Consider the following 21,991-nt stretch of genomic DNA (forward strand, 5'->3'; position numbering starts at 1 on the left):
GGAATGAGCGTCATACCCGGAAAATGCACGCTTCGTGAGGGACAGCAAAGTGTAAGCTTCCGTGACAGTCGGATGCCTTGACTGATGTTGTTGGGCAACCATGGGACTCCCTTCGAAAATTGCATTGAAGAACCAGAGTTGCGGCCGCATGGCGCGGACGCCCGCTGCACGACCGCGCGCCCGCCTGACTGCCTGGCAGGCCTGGGCTGCGCTGGCTCTGGGCATGGCCTCGCCCGCATGGGCTGCGGTGTACACATTCCCAGGGGCGCTACCGGTCGCTTGTGTGAGCACCGGGTCCGGCACCTACAGCTGCACCACGGTCACACTGGCCGCTGCCGACACGGTCAACGTGGTGGGCTCGGCAGATGTGCGCGTGACCGGCAACCTGGACATCAAGGGGTCGCAGGTCAACGCATCAGGCGCCGCCGCCAACATGAAGGTGACCGTCTCCGGCACCATGTTCGCCAGCACGGGCGCCACCTTCAACGCCAACATCACGGCAGGCAATGTCGCCAGCTCCGGTGCGGTGAACTACGGCGGCTCCCTCAGCACCACCACGGGCTACCTCAACATCGGCCAGGGCAGCCGGGTCACGGGCAGCGTCAACACCACCTCGGGCACCATCACGCTGTCCAGTGGGACATCGTCGAACTACACCACGGTGGGCAGCGCCAACAGCGCCAGTGGCGGCCTGCTGCTCAACTCCTACAACCGCGTGCTGGGCGAGAGCCGGGTCGGCCATGTGTCGGGCGGGGACTACAACGTCCTGGGCGGGCCCGTGACGGCGCTCAACACCTACGTCAGCTTCAGCGACCACGTCACCATCAACGGCAACGTGAGCGCGCAGTCCTACGTCTTCACCGGCCACTACGCCAACATCACGGGCAACATCACCTCGACCCAGTTGCAGGTTGACACGGCCAGCCACAGCACCGTGACGGGCAGCATCACGGCGAACGGCACCTACGTCAACCTGGGTGGGTACACCACGGTGGGCGGCCCCATCACCGCTCAAACGTATGTGGACACCGGCAGCCACAGTTCGATCGGTGGCGACATCACCTCCAGGACGTCCTACATCGACACCGGCCACGGCACCTCCGTGACGGGCTCTCTGCTGGCGGGCGGCACCTACATCGACATCCACAGCGATGCGCGCGTCACGGGCTCCTTGACGGCCAAGACCTACGTCAGCATGTACGACAACGGCGTGGTCGGCGGCTCCATCACGGCTCAAACCAGCACCGTTTTCATCAACGACGGCAACTCGGTGGGCGGCAACGTCACCGCGGCCAGCTGGGCCAAGATAGACGACTACACCACCATCTTCGGAGATGTGACCTCCACCGGCAGCTATGTGTACATCTCGACCCACTCGACGATCAACGGCAATGTCACGGCAGCAACCACCGTGTCCTCGGGCACAGACTCCCGGATCCTGCAATGCGCGCGGTCAACGGGCTCTTCCACGATGGACTTCAACTCCCCGACCTTGGTGGCCGGAGCATGTTGCGGCGCGGCGGGCACCTGTGGCAAGTCCTGCATCTCGGGGTCTCCTGTGCCGCCCAGTTGCAGGTCTTTCGACCACATCGCGGTCCAGCACGGCACAGGCACGGGCCTGACCTGTGCGCCCAACACGGTCACGCTGGTGGCATGCGCAGACAGCGGCTGCAGCACCTTGTACACCGGCGGCGTCAGCGGCAACCTGACGGCTGCCGGCACCGGCATCACCGTGAACTTCCCGGCTGGCGCGGGCTTCAACATCCCGGCCGGCGCCAGCAGCACCACCGTCAGCTTCCAGCCGGTCACGGCGGGCAAGGTCACCGTTGGCGCCCAGACAGCATCCCCCACCGCCAGCAGCGGCAGCACCTGCAATTTCGGCAGCCCCTCGTGTGCCTTCACCGTGGCCGACAGCGGCTTCGACATCGCCGTGCCCGCACACACCTCGGGCACCAGCCAGACACTGTCCATCGCGGCCGTTCAAAAGTCCGCCACATCCACCGCCTGTGTGCCAGCTTTCGGCAACGTCGTCAAAACCGTTGCGGTGGCGTGCAGCTACAGCAACCCGACCTCAGGGCAGCGGTCTCCCGTGGTCAATGGGGTGGCGCTGAACACCAGCGGGGCCGCCTCGGCCGCTTGCGATGGCACCGGCCAGCTGCTGAGCCTGTCGTTCAACGGGAGCGGTGTCGCCACCCCCAGCCTGATCTACAGCGATGTCGGCAAACTGACGCTCAACCTGTCCTTGGCCGGCAGCGACCAGGCCTCGGGCCTGAACATGACCGGCACGGGTTCCGTCGTGGTGGCGCCTGCAGCCTTCACGCTCACGGGCTCGCCAACCACCGTGGTGGGGGCCGGCTCACCCTTTGCGGTGACCGTCTCTGCGGTGAACGCCGAGGGCAATGTCACGCCCAATTTCGGCCGTGAGACCTCCCCGGAGGGGGTGCGGCTGTCATGGACGAGGGCCAGTCCGACGGGCGCGGGTGCCAGCGCAGGCACATTCACCGGCACGGGCGTCGGCGCCACAGCCGCGCTGACCAGCTTCGTCAACGGCGTGGCCACGGTGAGCGACCTCGCCTGGACCGAGGTGGGCAGCGGAGACATCACCTCGACGCTGGCCAGCGGCAGCTACCTGGCCAGCGGCCTGTCCGCGTCCGGCACAACGGGGAGCACGGGTGCGGCTTTGCGATCGGTCCCGCACCATTTCGATGTGGGCGTGACGCAGGGATGCGGCAGCATCACCTACAGCGAGCAGCCATTCCGCGTGACCATCACGGCGCGCAACGCAGGCAATGGCATCACCCTGAACTACAACGGCACCGCTGCCACCACGCCAGCCTTGTCCAAGCAGGTGACCTTGTCGGCCACCACCAACGCGTCGCTGGGAAGCTTTGCGCCCGGCTCGGCCACCGTGCCTGCAGGCAACTTCCTCGCGGGTGTGGCCACGGTGACATCGCCTGTCTTCGCCTTCACGTCGAAACTGACCGCGCCGGCCGCGGTCGGGATCCGCGCGGTCGATGCGGACGGCGTCAGCAGCCTCGGTGCAGTCGAAGGCACCGTCCAACTGCGCAGCGGCCGCCTGCGCATCACCAACGCCTTCGGCACCGAAAAGCGGGCGTTGACCGCACCGGTGCAGGCCCAGTACTGGACCTCCAAAGCCTGGGTGCTCAACAGCCTGGACAACTGCACCCGGGTCCCCTTGGCAGCCGTCAGCCTGGGCGGCTACCTCGATGCCAAAGGCGCCAGCACCAGCGACTGGCACACCGCCGTCGTCCCCGACGCCAACGGCAAAGCCATCAGCATGGTGAATGGCAATGGCACCTTGACGCTGGAGGCCCCCACGGCGCACACCGCCAGGGTGCCTGCGGGCTCGGTCGATGTCAGCATCAACCTGGGCAGCGCCGCCAGCGATGCCAGCTGTCTGCCAGCGCCTCGCCCCGACACCACCGGCGCGGCCCAGGGCTGGTTGCGCGCGAAATTCGGCAGCAGCAACGGCTGCGCTGGCGTGGCGGAGTTCAACAGGGACCCATCGATGAGGGCGACGTTCGGCGTTTACGCCCCCGAACTCAAGCGCCTGATCTACAGCGCCGAGGTCCCATGAACAAGGCACCCATCGCGCGCCAGCAGGCCCGCGGCTTCACCATGGTCGAGCTGATCGTCACCCTGTTGATCGTCGCGGCGCTGGCCGCCACCGCCGTGCCAGTGCTGACGGGCGGCATCGGCATGCGCGACCAGGCGTGGCGCGACGGCGCGCTCAGCGCCCTGCGACACGCCAGGAACATCGCCACATCGCACCGCAGGGTGGTGTGCGCGAGCTTCAACGGGAACGCGATCACATTGACCATGGCCAAGCGCAACCCCGCAACCGCCTGCGATGCACCTTTGGCATCACCGGACGGCAAAGCCGTGTTCGCCTCGTCCAACAACAGTGAGGCCACAACCGCCGTCACCCTGGTCAGCGGATCGGCCTTCGCGGGCACCTTTCACTTCCAGCCCGACAGCCGCATCACCACCGACTTCGCAGGCACCGCCACGGGGCAATGGCGCGTGGTGCTGACGGGCGCAGACGACATTGCCATCGACGGGGTGACCGGCCATGTACGGTGAGCGTGGCTTCACACTGGTCGAGTCGGTCGTCGCCATCGTGATCATCGGGGTGGCCCTGGCCGGCGTGATCAGCGTCTTCAACCAGGCCGTGATCGGCAGCGTGGACCCCGTGATCCGCCGGCAGATGCTGGTGCTGGCAGAGGAACTCATGGACGAGATCCACCTCAAGCCTTACGCGGTCGCTGCCAACAACGCTCCCGCAGCCTGCGCCCGCGACACCTTCAACGACGTGCGGGACTACGACGCCTACGCGACATCGGGCAAAGTGTGCGACCTCGAAGGCTCAGAAATCAGCGGGCTGTCTGGCTACAGCGTGGCCATCAGCGCCGCGGCCAACACGCTGGCTGGTGTGGGCGAGGCCATCCTGATCACGGTGACCGTCACCAAGGGCAGCGAAACCCTCCAGCTCAACGGCTGGCGCACCAACTTCGCCGGCCCGTGATGTTGCAAGGCCTGCGTCCAGCCCCGGGGTTCACGGTCATCGAACTGGTCGTGACCATGGTGATCTTGTCGGTGCTCGCGGTCATGGTCGGCGGCTTCATCCGGCCCACCATCGATTCCTACTTCGCTGTTCAGCAACGCGCCGACCTGGCCGATCAAGCGGACCTGGCGATCCGCCGGGCCATTGCCGACGTGCGATCTTCGGTGCCGAATTCGCTGCGCGTGCCCAACAGCCAGTGCTTCGAGATGGTCCCCACCATCGGCGGTGGCCGATACCGCATGGGGCCAGACGTCACCAACGACACCCCGGCCGGCTGCGCATCGGGCAGCAGCGCGACGTGCTCTGCCTGGGTGGACCCTTCCGGCAGCACATCGGTCTTCGATGCGCTGAACATCGTCCGTCAGCCGCCATCGGCAGGGGACTGGGTCGTTGTGAACAACCAGAACGGCGATGACGTTTACAACGGCAACAACCGCGCGCTGGTCAATGGGGTCAGCACCCCGAGCAGCACGCAGGGCGTCCTCAGGCTGACCATCGCTGCCACCCAGTTCCCTGCGGGTTATGCCGATGGCCGCTTCCAGGTCATTGCAGCAGGCGAGCCAACGGTGTTCTATGTTTGCAGCGGCGCGGACGGCACGCTGGATGGCAATGGCAACGGGCGCGGGACGCTCTACCGACTCACCCGTGGTTTCCAGCCGGGCTACCCCAGCGCCTGCCCCTCAGTCGCCGGCGCGGCGGTCGCCGCCACCAACGTCAAATCGTGCACCTTCGTGTACGACGCCAACCATGGCGCCACGCAGCAAAGCGGCTTCATCTGGCTGGACATCGAACTCGCGCGGGCCGGAGAAGTCGCACACCTGGCCACGGGCGCACACGTGGCAAACGCACCATGAGCGGCCATGTGTTCCTCGCACCAGGTGCCGCGGGCCTGCACCGCCAGTCGGGCTTCGGCGTGATCATGATCGTGGTGATCCTGGTCATGCTGGCATCCCTGGCAGCCAGCATGGTTCGGATGTCCTGGGGCACGGCCATCACGTCCGCCAATGACATCCAGGCCGCGCGTGCACGACAGGCCGCCAAAGCCGGCGTGGAATGGGGCCTGTACATGTCGCTGCGAGGTGCCTGGGCCAACTGCACGTCCAGCACGCAAACGCTGGACTTGCGCAGCACCAGCGGCATGCTCGTGACGGTGACCTGCTCGGGCAACGCCACCCCGTACGTGGAAGGGGGCGACTCAGGCGGTGCGCCAAGGCAGGTGCGCATCTACGCGATCGAAGCCGTCGCATGCAACGGCGCCACGGCGTGTCCCGACGACGATGCGGCCACCGGCCTGGGCTATGTGGAACGGCGCATCCGCACCAGCGTGACCGACGTGGACGTGCAGCCCTGATCTGAAACCGCCAGGAAGCCGGCGCATGCAAGAAAAAAGCCCCGCAAGTCAGTGACTCGCGGGGCTTCATCCTGGTGGGCGGTGCAGGGTTCGAACCTGCGACCCCTGCCGTGTGAAGGCAGTGCTCTACCGCTGAGCTAACCGCCCGAAACTCATCGAATTGGGTTCCGGGACTGTGTCCACCGGCTGATCTGCTGCACACATTCGTTGCCTGCAGCGATCAGCGAAGACCAAGACTATATCACAGCTTCCATCGTTTTCCAAACAACCTTGCCACCACTGGCTTTGTCGAGATCCTGCAACGCTTTCTCGAAGGCCTCGGCCTCTTGCGGGGTGGGTTGCAGCACCGGCAACTCGAAAGCGCTGAAGTCGATGGCAACCGCATCGACGCCCTGCCCTGCGCCATCGCCGTCGCTGCCGTCCGCGTCGATCAGCAAGGCGTCCTGGCCCCGCGTCATGTTGATGTACACCTCGGCCAGCAGCTCGGCGTCCATCAAGGCGCCGTGCAGCGTGCGGTGGGTGTTGTCCACCTCCAGGCGGCGGCACAGCGCGTCCAGCGAGTTGCTCTTGCCCGGGAACATCTCGCGGGCCATCACCAGGGTGTCCAGCACACCGTCCACGTGCTCGCGGAAGCGGCCCTTGTCCAGGCGCCTGAGTTCGGCATCGAGGAAGCCGATGTCGAAGCTCGCGTTGTGGATGATGATCTCGGCGCCGCGGCAGTAGTCGAGGATTTCATCGGCCAGCGCAGCGAACACCGGCTTGTCGGCCAGGAACTCGTCGGTCAGGCCGTGGATCTTGACGGCGTCCTCGTGGCTCGGGCGCTGGGGGTTGATGTAGAAGTGCAGGTGCCGGCCGGTGAGGCGGCGGTTCACCATTTCCACACAACCGATTTCGATGATGCGGTCACCGGACTCCGGGCTCAGGCCGGTGGTTTCGGTGTCGAGGAAGATCTGTCGGGTCATGCCGGAACTCCCGCCACGCTCAGTGGTTTTCTCGCGCGTGGTTGATCGTGTACTTCGGGATCTCGATGGTGAGGTCCTGGCCGGCCACGATGGCCTGGCAGCTCAGGCGCGAGTTGGGCTCCAGGCCCCAGGCGCGGTCGAGCAGGTCCTCTTCGGTCTCTTCGATCTCGTTGAGGCTGCGGAAACCTTCGCGCACCACGACGTGGCAGGTCGTGCAGGCCGCGCTCATGTCGCAGGCGTGCTCGATCTCGATGTGGTTGTCCAGCAGGGCTTCGCAGATGCTGGTGCCAGGCGCGACGCTCAGTTCGGCGCCCTGCGGGCACAGGCTGGCGTGGGGCAGGATCTTGATGATGGGCATGGTGGGTCGATGCTCGGTTCGGTGTGCGTCAGATCTGGTCCAGCGAGCGGCCGGCCAGGGCCTGGCGGATGCTGCGGTTCATGCGTTCGGCGGCAAAGGCTTCGGTGCCCTCGGCCAGGGCCTTGGTGGCGGCCTCCAGCGCTTCGAGGTCGCCACGGTCGCAACGCTGGCCGATCTGGGTCATGAGGGCGTCGATGTGGGTGCGCTGCTCCGCGCTCAGCAGGTCGCCATCGGCGGCGAGTGCGGTGCGCGTGGCTTCCAGCATGCGCTCGGCCTCGACGCGGGCTTCGCGCAGGGCGCGGTCCTTCATGTCTTCGGCGGCGGTGGTGAAGCCTTCGCGCAGCATGTGGGCCACCTGATCGTCGCTCAGGCCGTAGCTGGGCTTGACGATCACGGACGCTTCCACGCCGGAGATCTGCTCTTTGGCGAACACGCTGAGCAAGCCGTCGGCGTCCACTTGGAAGCTCACGCGGATGCGGGCGGCGCCTGCGGCCATCGGCGGGATGCCGCGCAGCTCGAAACGCGCCAGCGAGCGGCAATGCTCGACCTGTTCGCGCTCGCCCTGCACCACGTGCACGGCCAGGGCGGTCTGGCCATCCTTGAAGGTGGTGAAGTCTTGCGCGCGGGCCGAGGGGATGGGCGTGTTGCGCGGGATGATGCGCTCCACCAGGCCGCCCATGGTCTCAAGGCCCAGCGACAGCGGCAGCACGTCGAGCAGCAGCAACTCGCCCTGCACGTTGTTGCCGGCCAGCTGGTTGGCCTGGATGGCCGCGCCCAGGGCCACCACCTCGTCGGGGTTCAGGTCGGTCAGCGGCGGCTGGCCGAAGAAGCCACCCACGGCATCGCGCACGGCGGGGGTGCGGGTCGAGCCGCCCACCATCACCACGCCCTTGACCTCGTCGGGCTTGACCTTGGCGTCGCGCAGCACGCGCTTGACGGCCGCCAGCGTCTTGTCGATGAGGGGCTTGGCCAGCTCGTTGAGGCGCTCGCGCGTGACCTTGACCGACAGCATGCCGCCCGACAGCGCGCACGACAGGTGCACGCTGCCATCGGTGGAGAGCTTCTCCTTGGCGCGGCGCGCGGCCACCAGCACGGTGCGCTTGTCCTGGGGCGTCACGGCCTGCAGGCCGGCTTCCACCATGGCGGCTTCGGCCAGCACATGGTCGAGGTCGTCGCCGCCCAGGGCCGAGTCGCCGCCGGTGGCCACCACCTCGAACACGCCGCGGCTGAGCTGCAGCAGCGAGATGTCGAAGGTGCCGCCACCCAGGTCGTAGATGGCGTAAAGGCCCTCGGCGCCATTGTCCAGGCCATAGGCGATGGCCGCGGCGGTGGGCTCATTGAGCAGGCGCAGCACGTTCAGGCCGGCCATCTGGGCCGCGTCTTTCGTGGCCTGGCGCTGGGCGTCGTCGAAATACGCGGGCACCGTGATGACGGCGCCGAACAGGTCGTCGTTGAAGGTGTCTTCGGCGCGCTGGCGCAGGCTGGCCAGGATCTCGGCAGAGACCTCGACCGGCGACTTCTCGCCCGCCACCGTCTTCACCGACACCATGCCGGGCTGGTCCACGAACTGGTAGGGCAGCTTGCCCGCGTCCGGCAGATCGGCCAGGCGGCGGCCCATGAATCGCTTGACCGACACCACGGTGTTCAGCGGGTCTTCGGCCTGCGCGGCCAGGGCCTCGAAGCCGATGGCACGGCGCGTGCGGCCCTGCGCGTCGAGCGAATAGCGCACGGCCGAGGGCAGGATGACGCGGCCCTGCGCATCGGGCAGGCACTCGGCGGCGCCGTTGCGCACTGCCGCCACCAACGAATGCGTGGTGCCCAGGTCGATGCCCACCGCGATGCGGCGCTGGTGGGGGTCGGGCGATTGCCCGGGTTCGGAGATTTGCAGCAGGGCCATGGGGTGTGGTGGGCGCGCCTCAGGGCGCGTCTTCGTAGCGTTGCAGACGGGTGTCGATTTCTTCCAGCAGGCGGTCGATGAACATCAGGGCCCGCACCTCCTGGGCAGCGGGTGCCAGAGCGGCCTGCACGTCCAGAAGTTCACCCAGCCGCGTGAGGCGAGCCTGGCGTTGCGCGCCCACCTCTTCGGCCAGGACCTCGACCTCGGCCAAGCTGTCGGCGTCTTCCAGGGCTTCGCGCCACTGCATCTGCTGCATGAGGAAGTCGCCGGGCATGGCGGTGTTGTTCTCGGACTGAACGGGCACCCCGCCCAGCTCGCAGAGGTAGCCGGCGCGCCGCAGCGGGTCTTTCAGGCGCTGGTGGGCCTCGTTCACGCGCACGGCCCATTGCATGGCCACACGCTGCGCGGCAGCGCCTTCGGCGGCGAAGCGGTCCGGGTGCACCTTGGCCTGCAAGGTCTTCCAGGCGGCGTCCAGTTGGCTGCGCTCCAGCGCGAAAGCGCGGGGCAGGCCCAGCAGGGTGAAGTCGTCGGCGTCGATGTTCATGGATCGGTCAAAGTGCGAAACCCCACCAGGGGGGCGGGGCTTCGTCTGACGCAAGGGCATGGCCCCTGGGGGCCACCGCCTCAGATGCGGAAGGATTCCCCGCAACCGCAGCGGTCGCGCTCGTTGGGGTTGTTGAACCTGAAGCCTTCGTTCAGGCCTTCGCGCACGAAGTCCAACTCGGTGCCGTCGATGTAAGGCAAGCTTTTCGGGTCCACCAGGATCTTCACGCCTTGCTGCTCGAAGACCACGTCTTCGGGCGCGGCCTCGTCGGCAAACTCGATCTTGTAGGCCAGGCCGGAGCAGCCCGTGGTCTTGACGCCCAGGCGCACGCCCACGCCCTTGCCGCGGCGGCTCAGGTAGCGGGTGATGTGGCGGGCGGCGGCCTCGGTCAGGGACACGCGCATGCCCGCCGTGACCTGGGCGATGTCGGGCAGCGGCCCGGTACCCGGGCCGGCGGTGCAGGATGCGGTGTCAGTTTGCATGCTTGGCCTTGTAGTCGTTGACGGCTGCCTTGATGGCATCTTCGGCCAGGATGGAGCAGTGGATCTTGACCGGGGGCAAGGCCAGCTCTTCGGCGATCTGGGTGTTCTTGATGTCCAGCGCCTCGTCCAGGGTCTTGCCGCGGACCCACTCGGTCACCAGCGAGCTGGAAGCGATCGCCGAGCCGCAGCCGTAGGTCTTGAAACGCGCGTCTTCGATCACGCCGGTGCTCGGGTTGACCTTGATCTGCAGCTTCATCACGTCGCCGCAGGCGGGTGCACCCACCATGCCGGTGCCCACCGTCTCGTCGCCCTTCTCGAAGGAGCCAACGTTGCGGGGGTGTTCGTAGTGGTCAATGACCTTGTCGCTGTATGCCATGGTGTAACTCCAAACTTCTCAGTGTGCCGACCATTGGATGGTGCTGATGTCGATGCCATCCTTGTACATGTCCCACAGGGGGGACAGCTCGCGCAGCTTGGCCACGCGGTCCTTCAGGGTGGCGACGACGAAGTCGATCTCTTCTTCGGTGGTGAAGCGACCGATGGTCATGCGCAGCGAGCTGTGCGCCAGCTCGTCCGAACGGCCCAGGGCGCGCAGCACGTAGCTGGGCTCCAGGCTGGCCGAGGTGCAGGCCGAGCCCGAAGACACCGCGATGCCCTTGATGCCCATGATCAGCGACTCGCCTTCGACGTAATTGAAGGAGATGTTCAGGTTGTGCGGCACGCGGCGCTCGATGTCGCCGTTGACGAAAATCTGCTCGATGTCCTGCAGGCCCTTGAAGAGGCGCTGTTGCAGCGCACGGATGCGCTCGTTCTCGCTGACCATCTCTTCGCGAGCGATGCGGAAGGCCTCGCCCATGCCGACGATCTGGTGCGTGGGCAAGGTGCCCGAGCGCATGCCACGCTCGTGGCCGCCGCCGTGCATCTGCGCTTCGATGCGGATGCGCGGCTTGCGGCGCACGTACAGCGCACCGATGCCCTTGGGGCCGTAGGTCTTGTGCGAAGCCAGGCTCATCAGGTCCACCGGCAGCGTGTTCAGGTCGATGGCGACCTTGCCCGTGGCCTGGGCCGCGTCCACGTGGAAGACGATGCCCTTCTCGCGGCACAGCGCGCCGATGGTGGCGATGTCCTGGATGACGCCGATCTCGTTGTTCACGAACATGACCGAGATCAGGATGGTGTCCGGGCGGATGGCGGCCTTCAGCGCCTCCAGGTCCAGCAAGCCGTCTTCCTGCACGTCGAGGTAGGTGGCCTCGAAGCCTTGGCGCTCCAGCTCACGCACGGTGTCCAGCACGGCCTTGTGCTCGGTCTTGACCGTGATGATGTGCTTGCCGCGCGACTGGTAGAAGTGCGCCGCGCCCTTGAGCGCCAGGTTGTTCGATTCGGTGGCGCCCGAGGTCCAGACGATTTCGCGGGGGTCCGCGCCGATGAGATCGGCCACCTGCACGCGGGCCTTCTCGACCGCGGCCTCTGCTTCCCAGCCGTAGGCGTGGGTGCGCGATGCCGGGTTGCCGAAGTGCTCGCGCAGCCAGGGGATCATGGCGTCCACCACGCGCGGGTCGCACGGGTTGGTCGCGCCGTAGTCCATGTAGATCGGGAAATGCGGGGTCATGTCCATGGTGGGGACTCTTCTTTGTTTTGGCGCACATGGCCACACCGCGGGATGGCGGCATCGCACAATCGCGAACCCGCCAAGCGGGAAACCTTCAATTATCGCGCTTGGCGCCGCCCTGCGGCAAAGCCAAGCGCTTCACCCTCACTTCGTCAGGGCTGCCCCGAGGGCGAACACCGAGTTGGGTGCGGTGACCTTGATGGGCTTGACCACCGGGGTGGTCGAGATGGCGCGTTTGATCGGCTGCGCCTCGATGGAGACGCCCTTGGCCAGCTGGTCTTCGACCAATTTGCGCAGGGAGATCGAATCGAGGTACTCGATCATCTTGTTGTTGAGCGCGGTCCAGAGGTCGTGCGTCATGCAGCGGCCGCCTTCGTCGCCCATGCAGTTTTCCTTGCCGCCGCAGCCGGTGGCGTCGATGGGCTCATCGACGGCCACGATGATGTCGGCCACGGTGATGTCTTCGGCCTTGCGCCCCAGGGAGTAGCCACCGCCCGGCCCGCGTGTGCTCTCCACGAGTTCGTGGCGGCGCAGCTTGCCGAACAGCTGCTCCAGGTAGGACAGCGAGATCTGCTGGCGTTGGCTGATGGCGGCCAGCGCCACCGGGCCAGTGTGCTCGCGCAGGGCCAAATCGATCATCGCGGTGACGGCGAAACGGCCTTTGGTGGTCAGTCGCATGGCACTCTCCTCAAGAGGACTCGGGGCCCTCCGGTTCGGAGGGTTTTCCAGAATGTGGACCGACAACCGGTCGGTTGGACCGGTTCGGGTCAATTCCCGAGCATTTCAGTCAATCATAGAGATTCCGACTGATTCAGTCAACTTAAGGCCAGGGGTTTCCCGAAGTCATTCCCGATGCACCCGATGGACAGCATCCATCGTTGCCCTCAATCGCCCTGGCTGCGGTCCATGTGCGCCAGCCGCATCTGCAGGTGCGTCACCAGGCCATCGCAAGCGGCCTCGACCAGGTCGAGCACATGCTCGAAGCCGGACGGCCCGCCGTAGTAGGGGTCGGGCACCACGGGCGCGCCGGCCAGCGGGTGGCTGTGGGGGATGAACTCGGTCAGGCGGCGCAGGCGCGGGCGCAGGTCGCTGGGGCAATTTTCCTCCAGAAGGGCCAGGTTGTCCCAGTCCATGGCGAGCAGCAGGTCGAAGTGGGCGTAGTCCTGCGCCTGCACCTTGCGGGCGCGCAGGTGGGCCAGTTCGTAGCCGCGCTGGGCCCCGGCCTGGCTGGAGCGCGCATCGGGGGGGCTGTCCAGGTGGTAGGCGTGGGTGCCGGCCGAATCCACGGCCACCACATCGGCCAGGCCGGCTGCGCTCAAGCGGTGGCGCAAAACGGCCTCGGCCGTCGGGCTGCGGCAAATGTTGCCCATGCAGACCATGAGGACGCGCAGGCGCGCCTCGGGCGGTGTGGGCGCGGCATCGGTGGAGGTGTTGCCTCCCAGGGACTTGCCGATCAGGCGAGACAGCATGCCGGACATCGCTTCAACTCACTGGCGCGCGGCCTGGATGGGCACGATGCGGTCGTGTCCCGTGGCCCCGAACACCTGCTCCTTGAGCAGGGCCAACTGGTCGCGCAAGCGTGCGGCTTTCTCGAATTCCAGGGCGCGGGCGGCCTCCAGCATGTCTTTTTCCAGCTGCTTGATGCGCTTGCCCAGGTCGCGCTCGGACAGGGCCTCGGTGCCCTCCATGGACTTGACCAGCGCCTCGGCGGCCTTGAGGTCGTCCTTGGCGGCGTTCGACATCACGCCATCGATCAGCTCCTTGACCCGCTTGTTGATGGTCTTGGGCGTGATGCCGTTGGCCTCGTTGTGCGCGATCTGCTTGGTGCGGCGGCGCTCGGTTTCGCCCATGGCCTTGCGCATGGACTCGGTGATTTTGTCGGCGTACAGGATGGCGCGACCGTTCTGGTTGCGCGCCGTCCGCCCGATGGTCTGGATCAGGCTGCGCTCGCTGCGCAGGAAGCCTTCCTTGTCGGCATCGAGGATGGCCACGAGGGACACCTCGGGGATGTCCAGGCCCTCGCGCAGCAGGTTGATGCCCACCAGCACATCGAACACGCCCAGGCGCAGGTCGCGCAAGATTTCCACGCGCTCCACGGTGTCGATGTCGGAGTGCAGGTAGCGCACCTTGACGCCGTTTTCCGTCAGGTAGTCGGTGAGCTGCTCGGCCATGCGCTTGGTCAGCGTGGTGATGAGCACGCGTTCGCTTTTCTGCACGCGGATGTGGATTTCCTGCAGCACGTCGTCCACCTGGTGGGTGGCTGGGCGCACCTCGACGATCGGGTCCAGCAGACCGGTGGGGCGCACCACCTGCTCGACGATCTGGCCGCTGTGCTGCTGCTCGTAGGCCGCGGGCGTGGCCGTGACGAACACGACCTGGCGCATCTTGCCCTCGAACTCTTCGAACTTCAGCGGGCGGTTGTCGAGTGCCGAAGGCAGGCGGAAGCCGTATTCCACCAGCGTGGTCTTGCGGGCGCGGTCGCCGTTGTACATGCCGCCGAGCTGGCCGATCATGACGTGGCTCTCATCGAGGAACATCAGCGCATCGGGCGGCATGTAGTCCACCAGCGTGGGCGGCGGGTCCCCGGGGTTGGCGCCGGAGAGGTGGCGGGTGTAGTTCTCGATGCCCTTGCAGTGGCCGACTTCCTGCAACATTTCGAGGTCAAAGCGGGTGCGCTGCTCCAGGCGCTGCGCCTCGACCAATTTGCCATCGCCCACCAGCTGCTTGACGCGCTGGTTGAGCTCTTCCTTGATGCCCTCGATGGCCACCAGCACGCGCTCGCGCGGGGTCACGTAATGGCTGGAGGGGTAGATGGTGAAGCGCGGGATCTTCTGGCGGATGCGGCCGGTGAGCGGGTCGAAGAGTTGGATGCTGTCGATCTCGTCGTCGAAGAGTTCGAGGCGCACGGCCAGTTCGGAGTGTTCGGCCGGGAAGACGTCGATGGTGTCGCCGCGCACGCGGAAGGTGCCACGCCCGAACTCCATGTCGTTGCGCTTGTACTGCATGCGGATGAGCTGGGCGATGACGTCGCGCTGGCCGAGCTTGTCGCCCACCCGCGCGATCAGGACCATCTGCATGTAGTCCTCGGGCTTGCCGATGCCGTAGATGGCCGAGACGGTGGCCACGATGACGACATCGCGGCGCTCCAGCAGGCTCTTGGTGGTGCTCAGCCGCATCTGCTCGATGGCCTCGTTGATGGCGCTGTCCTTCTCGATGAACAGGTCGCGCTGCGGGACGTAGGCTTCGGGCTGGTAGTAGTCGTAGTAGCTGACGAAGTACTCGACGGCGTTGTGCGGGAAGAACTCGCGGAACTCGGCGTAGAGCTGCGCTGCCAGCGTCTTGTTGGGCGCGAAGACGATGGCCGGACGGCCTTCGCGGGCGATGACGTTGGCCATGGTGAAGGTCTTGCCCGAGCCGGTCACACCCAGCAGGGTCTGGTAGCTCAGGCCGTCTTCGATGCCCTCGCAGAGCTGGGCGATGGCGGTCGGCTGGTCGCCCGCCGGTGGGTAGGGCTGGTACAGCTCGAAGGGCGAGTTCTCGAAGCGCACGAACTCCCCGTCGGGCACGGGCTCGCCCGCGCCGGCTTCCGTGACGCCTGAACGGTTGGCTGAGGGCAACTTGACCCCCTCAAGGGAAATGGGATCTGACATCCGGGGCGCTTTGGCTAAAATAATGGGTTTGCCCCTACCGGGCACTGGAAGCTGGCCGCTTGGCACCCGTTTGACATGAGCGGGCCCAAGCTGGGCGGCGAATCTTTCAGCTTATCTCAACCGACCGGAGACCGCTCGAATGGCTTCATTGTTCGCTTCCGTTGAAATGGCCCCCCGCGACCCCATCCTGGGCCTCAACGAACAGTTCAACGCCGATCCCAACCCCAAGAAGGTCAACCTCGGCGTGGGCGTCTACACCGACGACCAGGGCAAGCTGCCGCTGCTGAAGTGCGTGGCCGCCGCTGAAAAGCAGATGTCCGAGGCCCCCAAGGCCCGCGGCTACCTGCCCATCGACGGCATCGTGGCCTATGACAAGGCCGTGCGAGGCCTGGTCTTCGGTGCCGAGCACCCCGCGGTCAAGGCCGGTCGCATCGCCACGGCCCAGGCCATCGGCGGCACCGGCGGCCTGAAGCTGGGCGCCGACTTCCTCAAGCGCCTGAACCCCGATGCGCAGGTCCTGATCTCGGACCCGAGCTGGGAAAACCACCGCGCCCTGTTCGAATCGGCCGGCTTCCCCGTGGACGTGTACCCGTACTACGACGCCGCCAACCGTGGCATCCACTTCGACGGCCTGATCGCCAAGCTGAAGTCCTCCAAGGCCGGCACCATCGTGCTGCTGCACGCCTGCTGCCACAACCCGACCGGCTACGACCTGACCGACGCCCAGTGGGACGAAGTCATCGCCGTGATCCAGGCCGGCGGCCTGGTGCCCTTCCTGGACATGGCCTACCAGGGCTTCGGCAACGGCATTGCTGAGGACGGCCAGGTCGTCATCAAGTTCCTGGAGTCGGGCCTGAGCTTCTTCGTGTCGACCAGCTTCTCCAAGAGCTTCTCGCTGTACGGCGAGCGCGTCGGCGCCCTGAGCATCGTGAGCGAATCGGCCGAGGAATCGGGCCGCGTGCTGAGCCAGCTCAAGCGCGTCATCCGCACCAACTACTCCAACCCGCCGACGCACGGCGCCCAGGTGGTCGCCACCGTCCTGAACAGCCCCGAGCTGCGCAAGATGTGGGAAGACGAGCTGGCCGAGATGCGCGACCGCATCAAGCTGATGCGCACGGCGCTGGTCAAGGAACTGAGCGCAGCCGGCGTGCAGGGCGACCTGAGCTACATCACCCGCCAGAAGGGCATGTTCAGCTACTCCGGCCTGAACGCAGCGCAAATGCAGCGCCTGCGCGCCGAGTTCGGCGTGTACGGCGTGGACTCCGGCCGCATCTGCGTGGCCGCGCTGAACAGCGGCAACATCCAGGGCGTGGCTGCGGCCATCAAGGCCGTGATGTGATGCCAGTGCAGGCCTGAACAGGGCCTGTGCCCACGCACCCGAAAGGCTCCGCAAGGGGCCTTTTTTCATGGGCTGCTCAGTGCGGGGCCGAGATGCGCTGCAGCACCTGACCGGCCTCCGGCCATGCCGGCTGGATGCGGTTGAGCTCGGTCAGCAAAGCGCGTGCGGCGTCCACGTCCAGGCGCGCCAGGGCGGCGGCCATGCCCACCAGGGGCTCGTAGGCCGGGCGGAAATCGGGACTGAGGCGCAGCACCGACAGCAGCGGCTCGCGCACCTGGGCGAGCATGTCCTGCACATCGCCCGACGGGCGCACGCCCTGCCCCACCTCGATGAAGCGCTGGCGTGCCTGCCAGTAGGCCGCCATGCGCCGGGCCCAGGCCGGATCGGTCTGGGCAGCCAGCACCTCTGCAGGCGCCACCGACACCGACCGCATCAGCACAGCCAGGCGATCGCGCGGCGCCGTGTCGGGCGCATAGGTGATGCGCGGGGCGGCATAGGCCACGACCGGCAGGTCATCGGTGTTGGCAGGCGCATCGGCGGCGAAGCGCCGGAGTGCCTCGGGCCCGGCAATCACATTGCCCAGCAGCGCGAATTCGTCGGTGATGCCAAAGGCCGCGGGGGAGCGTGGGAAGCCGTTGGCAGACAGGCGCTGGCGCAAGCGGGTCGGATCGAACCGTCCGGCGTCCTGGGCCTCATCGGGGTGGCCCAACAGGCCGACCACGGGGGTCTCCAGGCTGTTGCTGACCAGGACGGCCACGCCCTTCGGGTAGGCGATCAGGAAGGACTGCACGATGCTGCGCAGCGTGGCGATGTCCAGCTGGTGCAGCGGCAGCCACTGGCAGAACAGGCCGTCGGGCGCCAGGCGGGCCTTGACGGCACGGAAGTGCTCGACCGTGTAGAGCGCACCGGAGCCACTGCGCGCGGGCTGGAAGTTGTCCGAGACGATGACGTCGTAGCGTCGGACCGTGGCGCGCACGAAACGGCGGGCATCGGCCGCCAGGATGGTCTGGCGCGGGTTGGGGCCAGCGCGGTCGAACACGCGCCAGAAGTGCTGTGCCGCGTCGATGACCTCGGGCAGCAGCTCGACCGTGTCCACCTGCAGGCTGGGGTCTTCGGCGGCGGCACCGGAGGTCACCCCCGTGCCCAGGCCCAGGAACAAGGCCTTGTGTGGCGCGGGGTGCAGCAGCAAGGGCAACAGGGCCTGGCGACCGTCCACCAGCAGGGTGGCCGAGCTGCCCTCTTGCTGCCGGTTGTTGATGCGCAAGCGCGCCACGCCATCGGCGTCCTCCACCACACTGACCGCGGCCATGATGCCGTCGCGGTAAGCCACGATGTTCCCGCCTTCCGGCACATCGACGAAAGCCAGCGGCGGGGTCCACACCGCCAGGGCGATGGCCGTGAGGGCCGGCGCCCACACCCAGGACGTCCGCCAGGCGCGCCGCGCGGTGAGGGCCAGGTAGCCCAGCGCGATCAACACCAGCACCCACTTCGGGCCGAGCACAGGCGTCAGCAGCACGCCGAACAGCGGGGCCGCAGCCGCCGCGCCCAGCGTGTTGACGCCCAAGGAGCGGCCAAAGCCCACGCCCTGGGCACTGGCGCATGCGCTGAGGTGGCTGAACAGTGCGCCCATCGCGAAGGTGGGCAAGCCGAAAGCCGCCAGAGCGATGACACCCTCTGCGGCCACGGCCGCGCCCATGCCGCCGCCCCATGCGGCGCGCAACCACACCTGCAGCGACTCGGACGCCCACAGGCTGGCCGTGCCCAGCAAGCAAGCCATGGCCAGCCAGGACAGCAGCCTGTCGCTCAGGGCTTGCGCGTCGCTCACCCGGTGACGCCAGCGCGCGTGAGCGGCCGCCCCCAGGGCCGTGCCCACGAGGTACACGGCCAGCAGCATGGCGAAGGTGTAAACCGTGTCCTCGGCCACCTGGCTGAGCACGCGCACCACCAGCACCTCGTAGCCAATGCCCAGCAGGCCGGTGAGGGCCAGGCGCCAGAGCATGGCGCGGCCTGGATGCGCAGTCGCACCCGACGCAATCGGAGCACCGGGGACGTCAGCCCGATCGGCTGCCACAGGGCTGCGCGCGGGGAAAACCACCAGTGCCGCCAACCCACACAGCAGATTGAGCGCCACGCACACCGCCGCGGTGTGGGCCAGCCCCAACTGTGGCACCAGCCAGAAGGCCGTGCCCAACACACCCAGCACGGCGCCCGAGGTGTTGGCCGCGTAAAAGGCGGCGATCGACCGGGCACCCGCGCCCGACATCACCCGCTCCATGGCCGGCAAGGTCGCGCCCATGGCCACCGTGGCAGGCAGCAGCAACAAGAAGGTGCCGCAAAACGCCAACGCCCACTGCCACAACGGCGCCGGCTGCGCACCCATGCGCACGAGCAGCCAATCACTCGCTGGCGACATCAGCACCAGCAGCGCCAGCCCCCACAAGGCAATCGCCCCTTCACAGATGGCGTACCAGCGCACCGGCCGCTCGCTGCGCTCGATGCGTGGCCCCAGCCACAAGGCGCCGAGGGCGATGCCACCGAAAAACGCGGCCACCACGGCCAGCACAGATGCCGACTCGTGGCCCAGCCACAAGGCGCATTGCTGCGTCCACACCACCTGGTAGCCCAAGCCGGCAAAACCGGAGGCCACCATCAGCAGCAGGGCAGCGCGGTGCCGAGCGGTCTCGACCACGGACACCGACTCAGCCACTGAAGTTCACAGCGTAGCCCCAGGATTCCAGCCGCGCCGGGATGGCGTTGAACGCCAGGGTGATGCGGCGCGCGCCCTCGTTGGGCGGCACAGCGTGCATCAGGTAGCTGGGGAACAGCACCAGGTCGCCAGGCTCGGGCTGCGGGCTGATCCACTTCTCGGCGTTGAAGGCGCCCGTGACCACGCCGGCATGGTCGTTCTTGAAGGAAAAATCGTGCCCCCCCGGCGACTTCATGAAGACCGTGCGCGACGAAGGGTGCGTGGGCGTGAGGTACACCACCCCGGAGATGAAACTGTTGGCGTGGTTGTGCATGGCCTGGCGTCCGCCCTCGTCCAGCACATTGACCCACATCTCCTTGATGGCCCAACCCAGTGGCTCACCGAACATCAGCGTGCCGAAGTCGGCCAGCTTGGGCGTGATCAGCGCAGCGGCCTCCACCAACAGCGGGCTGTCGCTGGGGCGCAGCATCTGCGTGTGCGACAGGTTCGCCGAGGCATTGTTGCTCTGCAGGGCCAGGCCGCTGAAATGCTGCACCAGGCCATCGACCACCGCGCGCGGCAAAGCGCCAGGGGCACGCAGGAAGGGCGTGGGAAAGAGAGGGATGACTTCGTTCATGGCATTCAAACTCACGCGACGATGGCCGCCACACGCGACCAGGCCCAGAACGATGCGATCGCGCCGATGCCGTAGAGCGCCGGCGTGCGGGCCGCGGCGAACCAAGCCCAGCGCGAGGCCACGCGCCACAGGGCCCAGGCGGCCAGCACGGTCAACAACTGGCCCACCTCCACGCCGATGTTGAAAGTCAGCAAGGCCGTCAGCATGTGGTTCTCGGGCAGGCCGATTTCCTTGAGCGCGCCTGCAAAGCCCAAGCCGTGGACCAGGCCGAACAGGAAAGCCACCAAGGCCGGCCAGCGCCGCGCCAGGGTTTGCTGCTTGTGCAACGCTTCGCCAGCTACCAGCACGATGGACAGCGCGATGGACGCCTCCACCGGCGGCGGACGCAGCACCAGCCAGCCCAGCGCACTGAGTGCCAGCGTCAGGCTGTGCGCGGCGGTGAAGGCCGTGATCGTCCACAGCAGGCGGCGGTTGAAACCCACCAGAAAGAGCAGGCTGATGACGAACAGCAGGTGGTCGATGCCGCTCAGGATGTGCTCGACCCCCAGCACCGTGTAGGCCGAAGCGACCTGGCCCATGCCGCGGCGGTCCTCGGCGCCCCCGTGGATCTGCACCGAGGGCTGGCTGCCGGTCAGCGTGTACACGCGCGACTCACCATTGCGCCAGGTGATCTTGATGAGCGCGGCCGAGTAGGCCTTGCCCACGCCCTTGACCGAGATCGCGCCGTCCAGGCCGTCCTCGCCACAGTGCAGCATGCTGCCGTCGGCCACGCAGTTCTCGGGCCAGATGGGCGTGAGGTCGTCTTTGGCGGCGCGCTTTTCCGTCGGGCCCCATTGCCAGAAGAACTCACCGGGCGAGGTCTCGCGGACCTGCATCTCGGCCATGCTCATTTCATGGGCGCGGGCCTCCACGCTCCAGAGGCTTGCGCCCAGGCCCAGCCACAGCGACATCAACGACATCAGCGACATTGACGACAGGGCGACACGCAACACGGCATGCAGGCGCGCCATCATTTGGCATCACCTTCGAAGATCACCTTGTACTTGCCCATCAGGCCGCGCACAGCAGCGCTGCGCTGCTCGGCCATCGTGGCATCGGTCCAGTCCTGCTGAACCACATTGCGCAGCACCTCGAACACCGCAGGTTTGGCCGGCGTCATCTGCGCCAAGCGCACCGCGCGCCAGCCGTCCTTGCTCTTCAAGGCCAGCCACGCTTGCGGTGCAGCGGCCTCCAGCGCCTTGGCAAATTCCGGGCCGTAGCTTTGCTCGACGTTGCTGCGCGGGCGGCCCTTGAACACGCGCAGGCCGGCCTCGGCCTCCCCGGGCGTGCCTGCGTTGAGCTTGTCCACGAAGGCGCGGATGCCTGCCTCGCTGGCGTCGCCAGACAGCACGGCCTCCTGGAAATCGAAGCGCGGCGGCTCGTCGTACTTGGCGCGGCGGGCGTCGAACCACTGGCGCAGCACGTCGTCCGTCACAGGTGGCAGCTTCGTGTTGGCATCGACAACGCTCAAGGCTTTGAAGATCACGCGCTCGCGGATGGCGCTGTCGCCCTTGTCCATCTGCAGGATCAAGCCCTCGCGGTAAAGCACCTCGTTGTCCAGCCAGACGCGGCGCAGGGCCGCGAGCTCTTCGGCATTGGGATCTCGCCCGCGCGACGCCTTGAACAGCTGCTTGGCTTCGGCGTCAACGGACGCACCCACCACGATGGTGCGGGGGTCATCGACACGGGTGACGAGGTAGTGATCCACCCCGAACAAGATGGCGCCCAGCACAAGGAAATGCAGCAGGGGCTCACGCAACCAACCCGGGCGGGCGGTCGATGCAGGTGCGGCGCGGGTGTCGTTCACAGAGGCAGACAGCGGAGATTGGGACATGGGAGGTACTTCTTTGTG

At 67.0% G+C, this 21,991-nt stretch carries 20 protein-coding genes and 1 tRNA gene; 6 read left to right on the forward strand and 15 right to left on the reverse strand.

Annotated features, from left to right (window positions below; genetic code table 11):
• Positions 1-283: 283 nt before the first annotated feature.
• Genes EV672_RS19210 through EV672_RS04570 form a run of 5 tightly spaced genes read left to right on the forward strand, consistent with a single transcriptional unit; the run spans position 284 to position 5,936 of the window.
• The gene (locus tag EV672_RS19210; RefSeq protein WP_166643447.1) at positions 284-3,598 is read left to right on the forward strand and encodes a DUF6701 domain-containing protein; all 3,315 of its coding nucleotides are present in this window, start codon (positions 284-286) and stop codon (positions 3,596-3,598) included.
• Complete coding sequence (locus EV672_RS18685) at positions 3,595-4,104, forward strand: type II secretion system protein (RefSeq protein WP_166643448.1); 510 nt, start codon at positions 3,595-3,597, stop codon at positions 4,102-4,104. Before EV672_RS19210 ends, EV672_RS18685 begins: the two co-directional genes overlap by 4 nt.
• Positions 4,094-4,546 (forward strand): type IV pilus modification PilV family protein, encoded by a 453-nt coding sequence (locus tag EV672_RS04560; RefSeq protein WP_133606753.1) that lies wholly within the window; start codon positions 4,094-4,096, stop codon positions 4,544-4,546. The genes EV672_RS18685 and EV672_RS04560 overlap by 11 nt, the downstream gene beginning before the upstream one ends.
• The gene (locus tag EV672_RS04565; protein ID WP_133606755.1) at positions 4,546-5,439 is read left to right on the forward strand and encodes a prepilin-type N-terminal cleavage/methylation domain-containing protein; all 894 of its coding nucleotides are present in this window, start codon (positions 4,546-4,548) and stop codon (positions 5,437-5,439) included. Before EV672_RS04560 ends, EV672_RS04565 begins: the two co-directional genes overlap by 1 nt.
• Positions 5,440-5,447: 8 nt before the next feature.
• Positions 5,448-5,936, forward strand: a complete 489-nt coding sequence (locus EV672_RS04570) for an MSHA biogenesis protein MshP (RefSeq protein WP_243738522.1) — start codon at positions 5,448-5,450, stop codon at positions 5,934-5,936.
• A gap of 72 nt (positions 5,937-6,008) precedes the next feature.
• Here EV672_RS04570 and EV672_RS04575 read toward each other — a convergent pair.
• The 11 genes from EV672_RS04575 to uvrB all read right to left on the reverse strand — a co-directional run bounded on the left by EV672_RS04575 (position 6,009) and on the right by uvrB (position 15,438).
• A tRNA-Val gene (locus EV672_RS04575) sits at positions 6,009-6,083 on the reverse strand.
• Positions 6,084-6,172: 89 nt separating this feature from the next.
• Positions 6,173-6,898, reverse strand: coding sequence for a DNA polymerase III subunit epsilon (gene dnaQ / locus EV672_RS04580; RefSeq protein WP_133606759.1), 726 nt, complete (start codon positions 6,896-6,898; stop codon positions 6,173-6,175).
• A 19-nt stretch (positions 6,899-6,917) separates the two neighbouring features.
• Positions 6,918-7,256, reverse strand: coding sequence for an ISC system 2Fe-2S type ferredoxin (gene fdx, locus EV672_RS04585; protein ID WP_133606761.1), 339 nt, complete (start codon positions 7,254-7,256; stop codon positions 6,918-6,920).
• Positions 7,257-7,284: 28 nt separating this feature from the next.
• Positions 7,285-9,153 carry a Fe-S protein assembly chaperone HscA gene (hscA, locus tag EV672_RS04590; RefSeq protein WP_133606763.1) on the reverse strand — a complete coding sequence of 623 codons (1,869 nt, stop codon included), beginning with the start codon at positions 9,151-9,153 and terminating at the stop codon, positions 7,285-7,287.
• A gap of 19 nt (positions 9,154-9,172) precedes the next feature.
• Positions 9,173-9,697 carry a Fe-S protein assembly co-chaperone HscB gene (gene hscB, locus EV672_RS04595; protein ID WP_133606765.1) on the reverse strand — a complete coding sequence of 175 codons (525 nt, stop codon included), beginning with the start codon at positions 9,695-9,697 and terminating at the stop codon, positions 9,173-9,175.
• Between the two features lie 80 nt (positions 9,698-9,777).
• Positions 9,778-10,101 carry an iron-sulfur cluster assembly protein IscA gene (gene iscA / locus EV672_RS04600; RefSeq protein ID WP_133607343.1) on the reverse strand — a complete coding sequence of 108 codons (324 nt, stop codon included), beginning with the start codon at positions 10,099-10,101 and terminating at the stop codon, positions 9,778-9,780.
• 67 nt (positions 10,102-10,168) lie between these two features.
• Positions 10,169-10,555 (reverse strand): Fe-S cluster assembly scaffold IscU, encoded by a 387-nt coding sequence (gene iscU / locus EV672_RS04605; RefSeq protein ID WP_133606767.1) that lies wholly within the window; start codon positions 10,553-10,555, stop codon positions 10,169-10,171.
• 18 nt (positions 10,556-10,573) lie between these two features.
• On the reverse strand, positions 10,574-11,794 hold the full coding sequence (locus EV672_RS04610; RefSeq protein WP_133606769.1) for an IscS subfamily cysteine desulfurase: 1,221 nt from the start codon (positions 11,792-11,794) through the stop codon (positions 10,574-10,576).
• 138 nt (positions 11,795-11,932) lie between these two features.
• Positions 11,933-12,466: a Fe-S cluster assembly transcriptional regulator IscR gene (gene iscR / locus EV672_RS04615; protein WP_133606771.1), complete on the reverse strand. Its 534-nt coding sequence runs from the start codon at positions 12,464-12,466 to the stop codon at positions 11,933-11,935.
• Between the two features lie 206 nt (positions 12,467-12,672).
• On the reverse strand, positions 12,673-13,257 hold the full coding sequence (locus tag EV672_RS04620) for an arsenate reductase/protein-tyrosine-phosphatase family protein (protein WP_133606773.1): 585 nt from the start codon (positions 13,255-13,257) through the stop codon (positions 12,673-12,675).
• Between the two features lie 18 nt (positions 13,258-13,275).
• Positions 13,276-15,438: an excinuclease ABC subunit UvrB gene (gene uvrB / locus EV672_RS04625; RefSeq protein ID WP_133606775.1), complete on the reverse strand. Its 2,163-nt coding sequence runs from the start codon at positions 15,436-15,438 to the stop codon at positions 13,276-13,278.
• A 139-nt stretch (positions 15,439-15,577) separates the two neighbouring features.
• Between uvrB and EV672_RS04630 the strand changes: the two genes are divergently transcribed.
• Positions 15,578-16,777 (forward strand): amino acid aminotransferase, encoded by a 1,200-nt coding sequence (locus tag EV672_RS04630; RefSeq protein WP_133606777.1) that lies wholly within the window; start codon positions 15,578-15,580, stop codon positions 16,775-16,777.
• Positions 16,778-16,853: 76 nt separating this feature from the next.
• Here EV672_RS04630 and EV672_RS04635 read toward each other — a convergent pair whose 3' ends face one another.
• The 4 genes from EV672_RS04635 to EV672_RS04650 are packed head-to-tail and all read right to left on the reverse strand — an operon-like array spanning position 16,854 to position 21,973.
• On the reverse strand, positions 16,854-19,466 hold the full coding sequence (locus tag EV672_RS04635) for a fused MFS/spermidine synthase (protein ID WP_243738523.1): 2,613 nt from the start codon (positions 19,464-19,466) through the stop codon (positions 16,854-16,856).
• Positions 19,467-19,476: 10 nt separating this feature from the next.
• On the reverse strand, positions 19,477-20,100 hold the full coding sequence (locus EV672_RS04640) for a putative 2OG-Fe(II) oxygenase (RefSeq protein ID WP_133606779.1): 624 nt from the start codon (positions 20,098-20,100) through the stop codon (positions 19,477-19,479).
• 11 nt (positions 20,101-20,111) lie between these two features.
• Positions 20,112-21,113, reverse strand: a complete 1,002-nt coding sequence (locus EV672_RS04645; protein WP_243738524.1) for a HupE/UreJ family protein — start codon at positions 21,111-21,113, stop codon at positions 20,112-20,114.
• Positions 21,110-21,973: a peptidylprolyl isomerase gene (locus EV672_RS04650; protein WP_133606781.1), complete on the reverse strand. Its 864-nt coding sequence runs from the start codon at positions 21,971-21,973 to the stop codon at positions 21,110-21,112. The genes EV672_RS04645 and EV672_RS04650 overlap by 4 nt, the downstream gene beginning before the upstream one ends.
• Positions 21,974-21,991 lie beyond the last annotated feature (18 nt).

Source organism: Aquabacterium commune, assembly GCF_004362855.1.
GTDB lineage: Bacteria > Pseudomonadota > Gammaproteobacteria > Burkholderiales > Burkholderiaceae_C > Aquabacterium > Aquabacterium commune.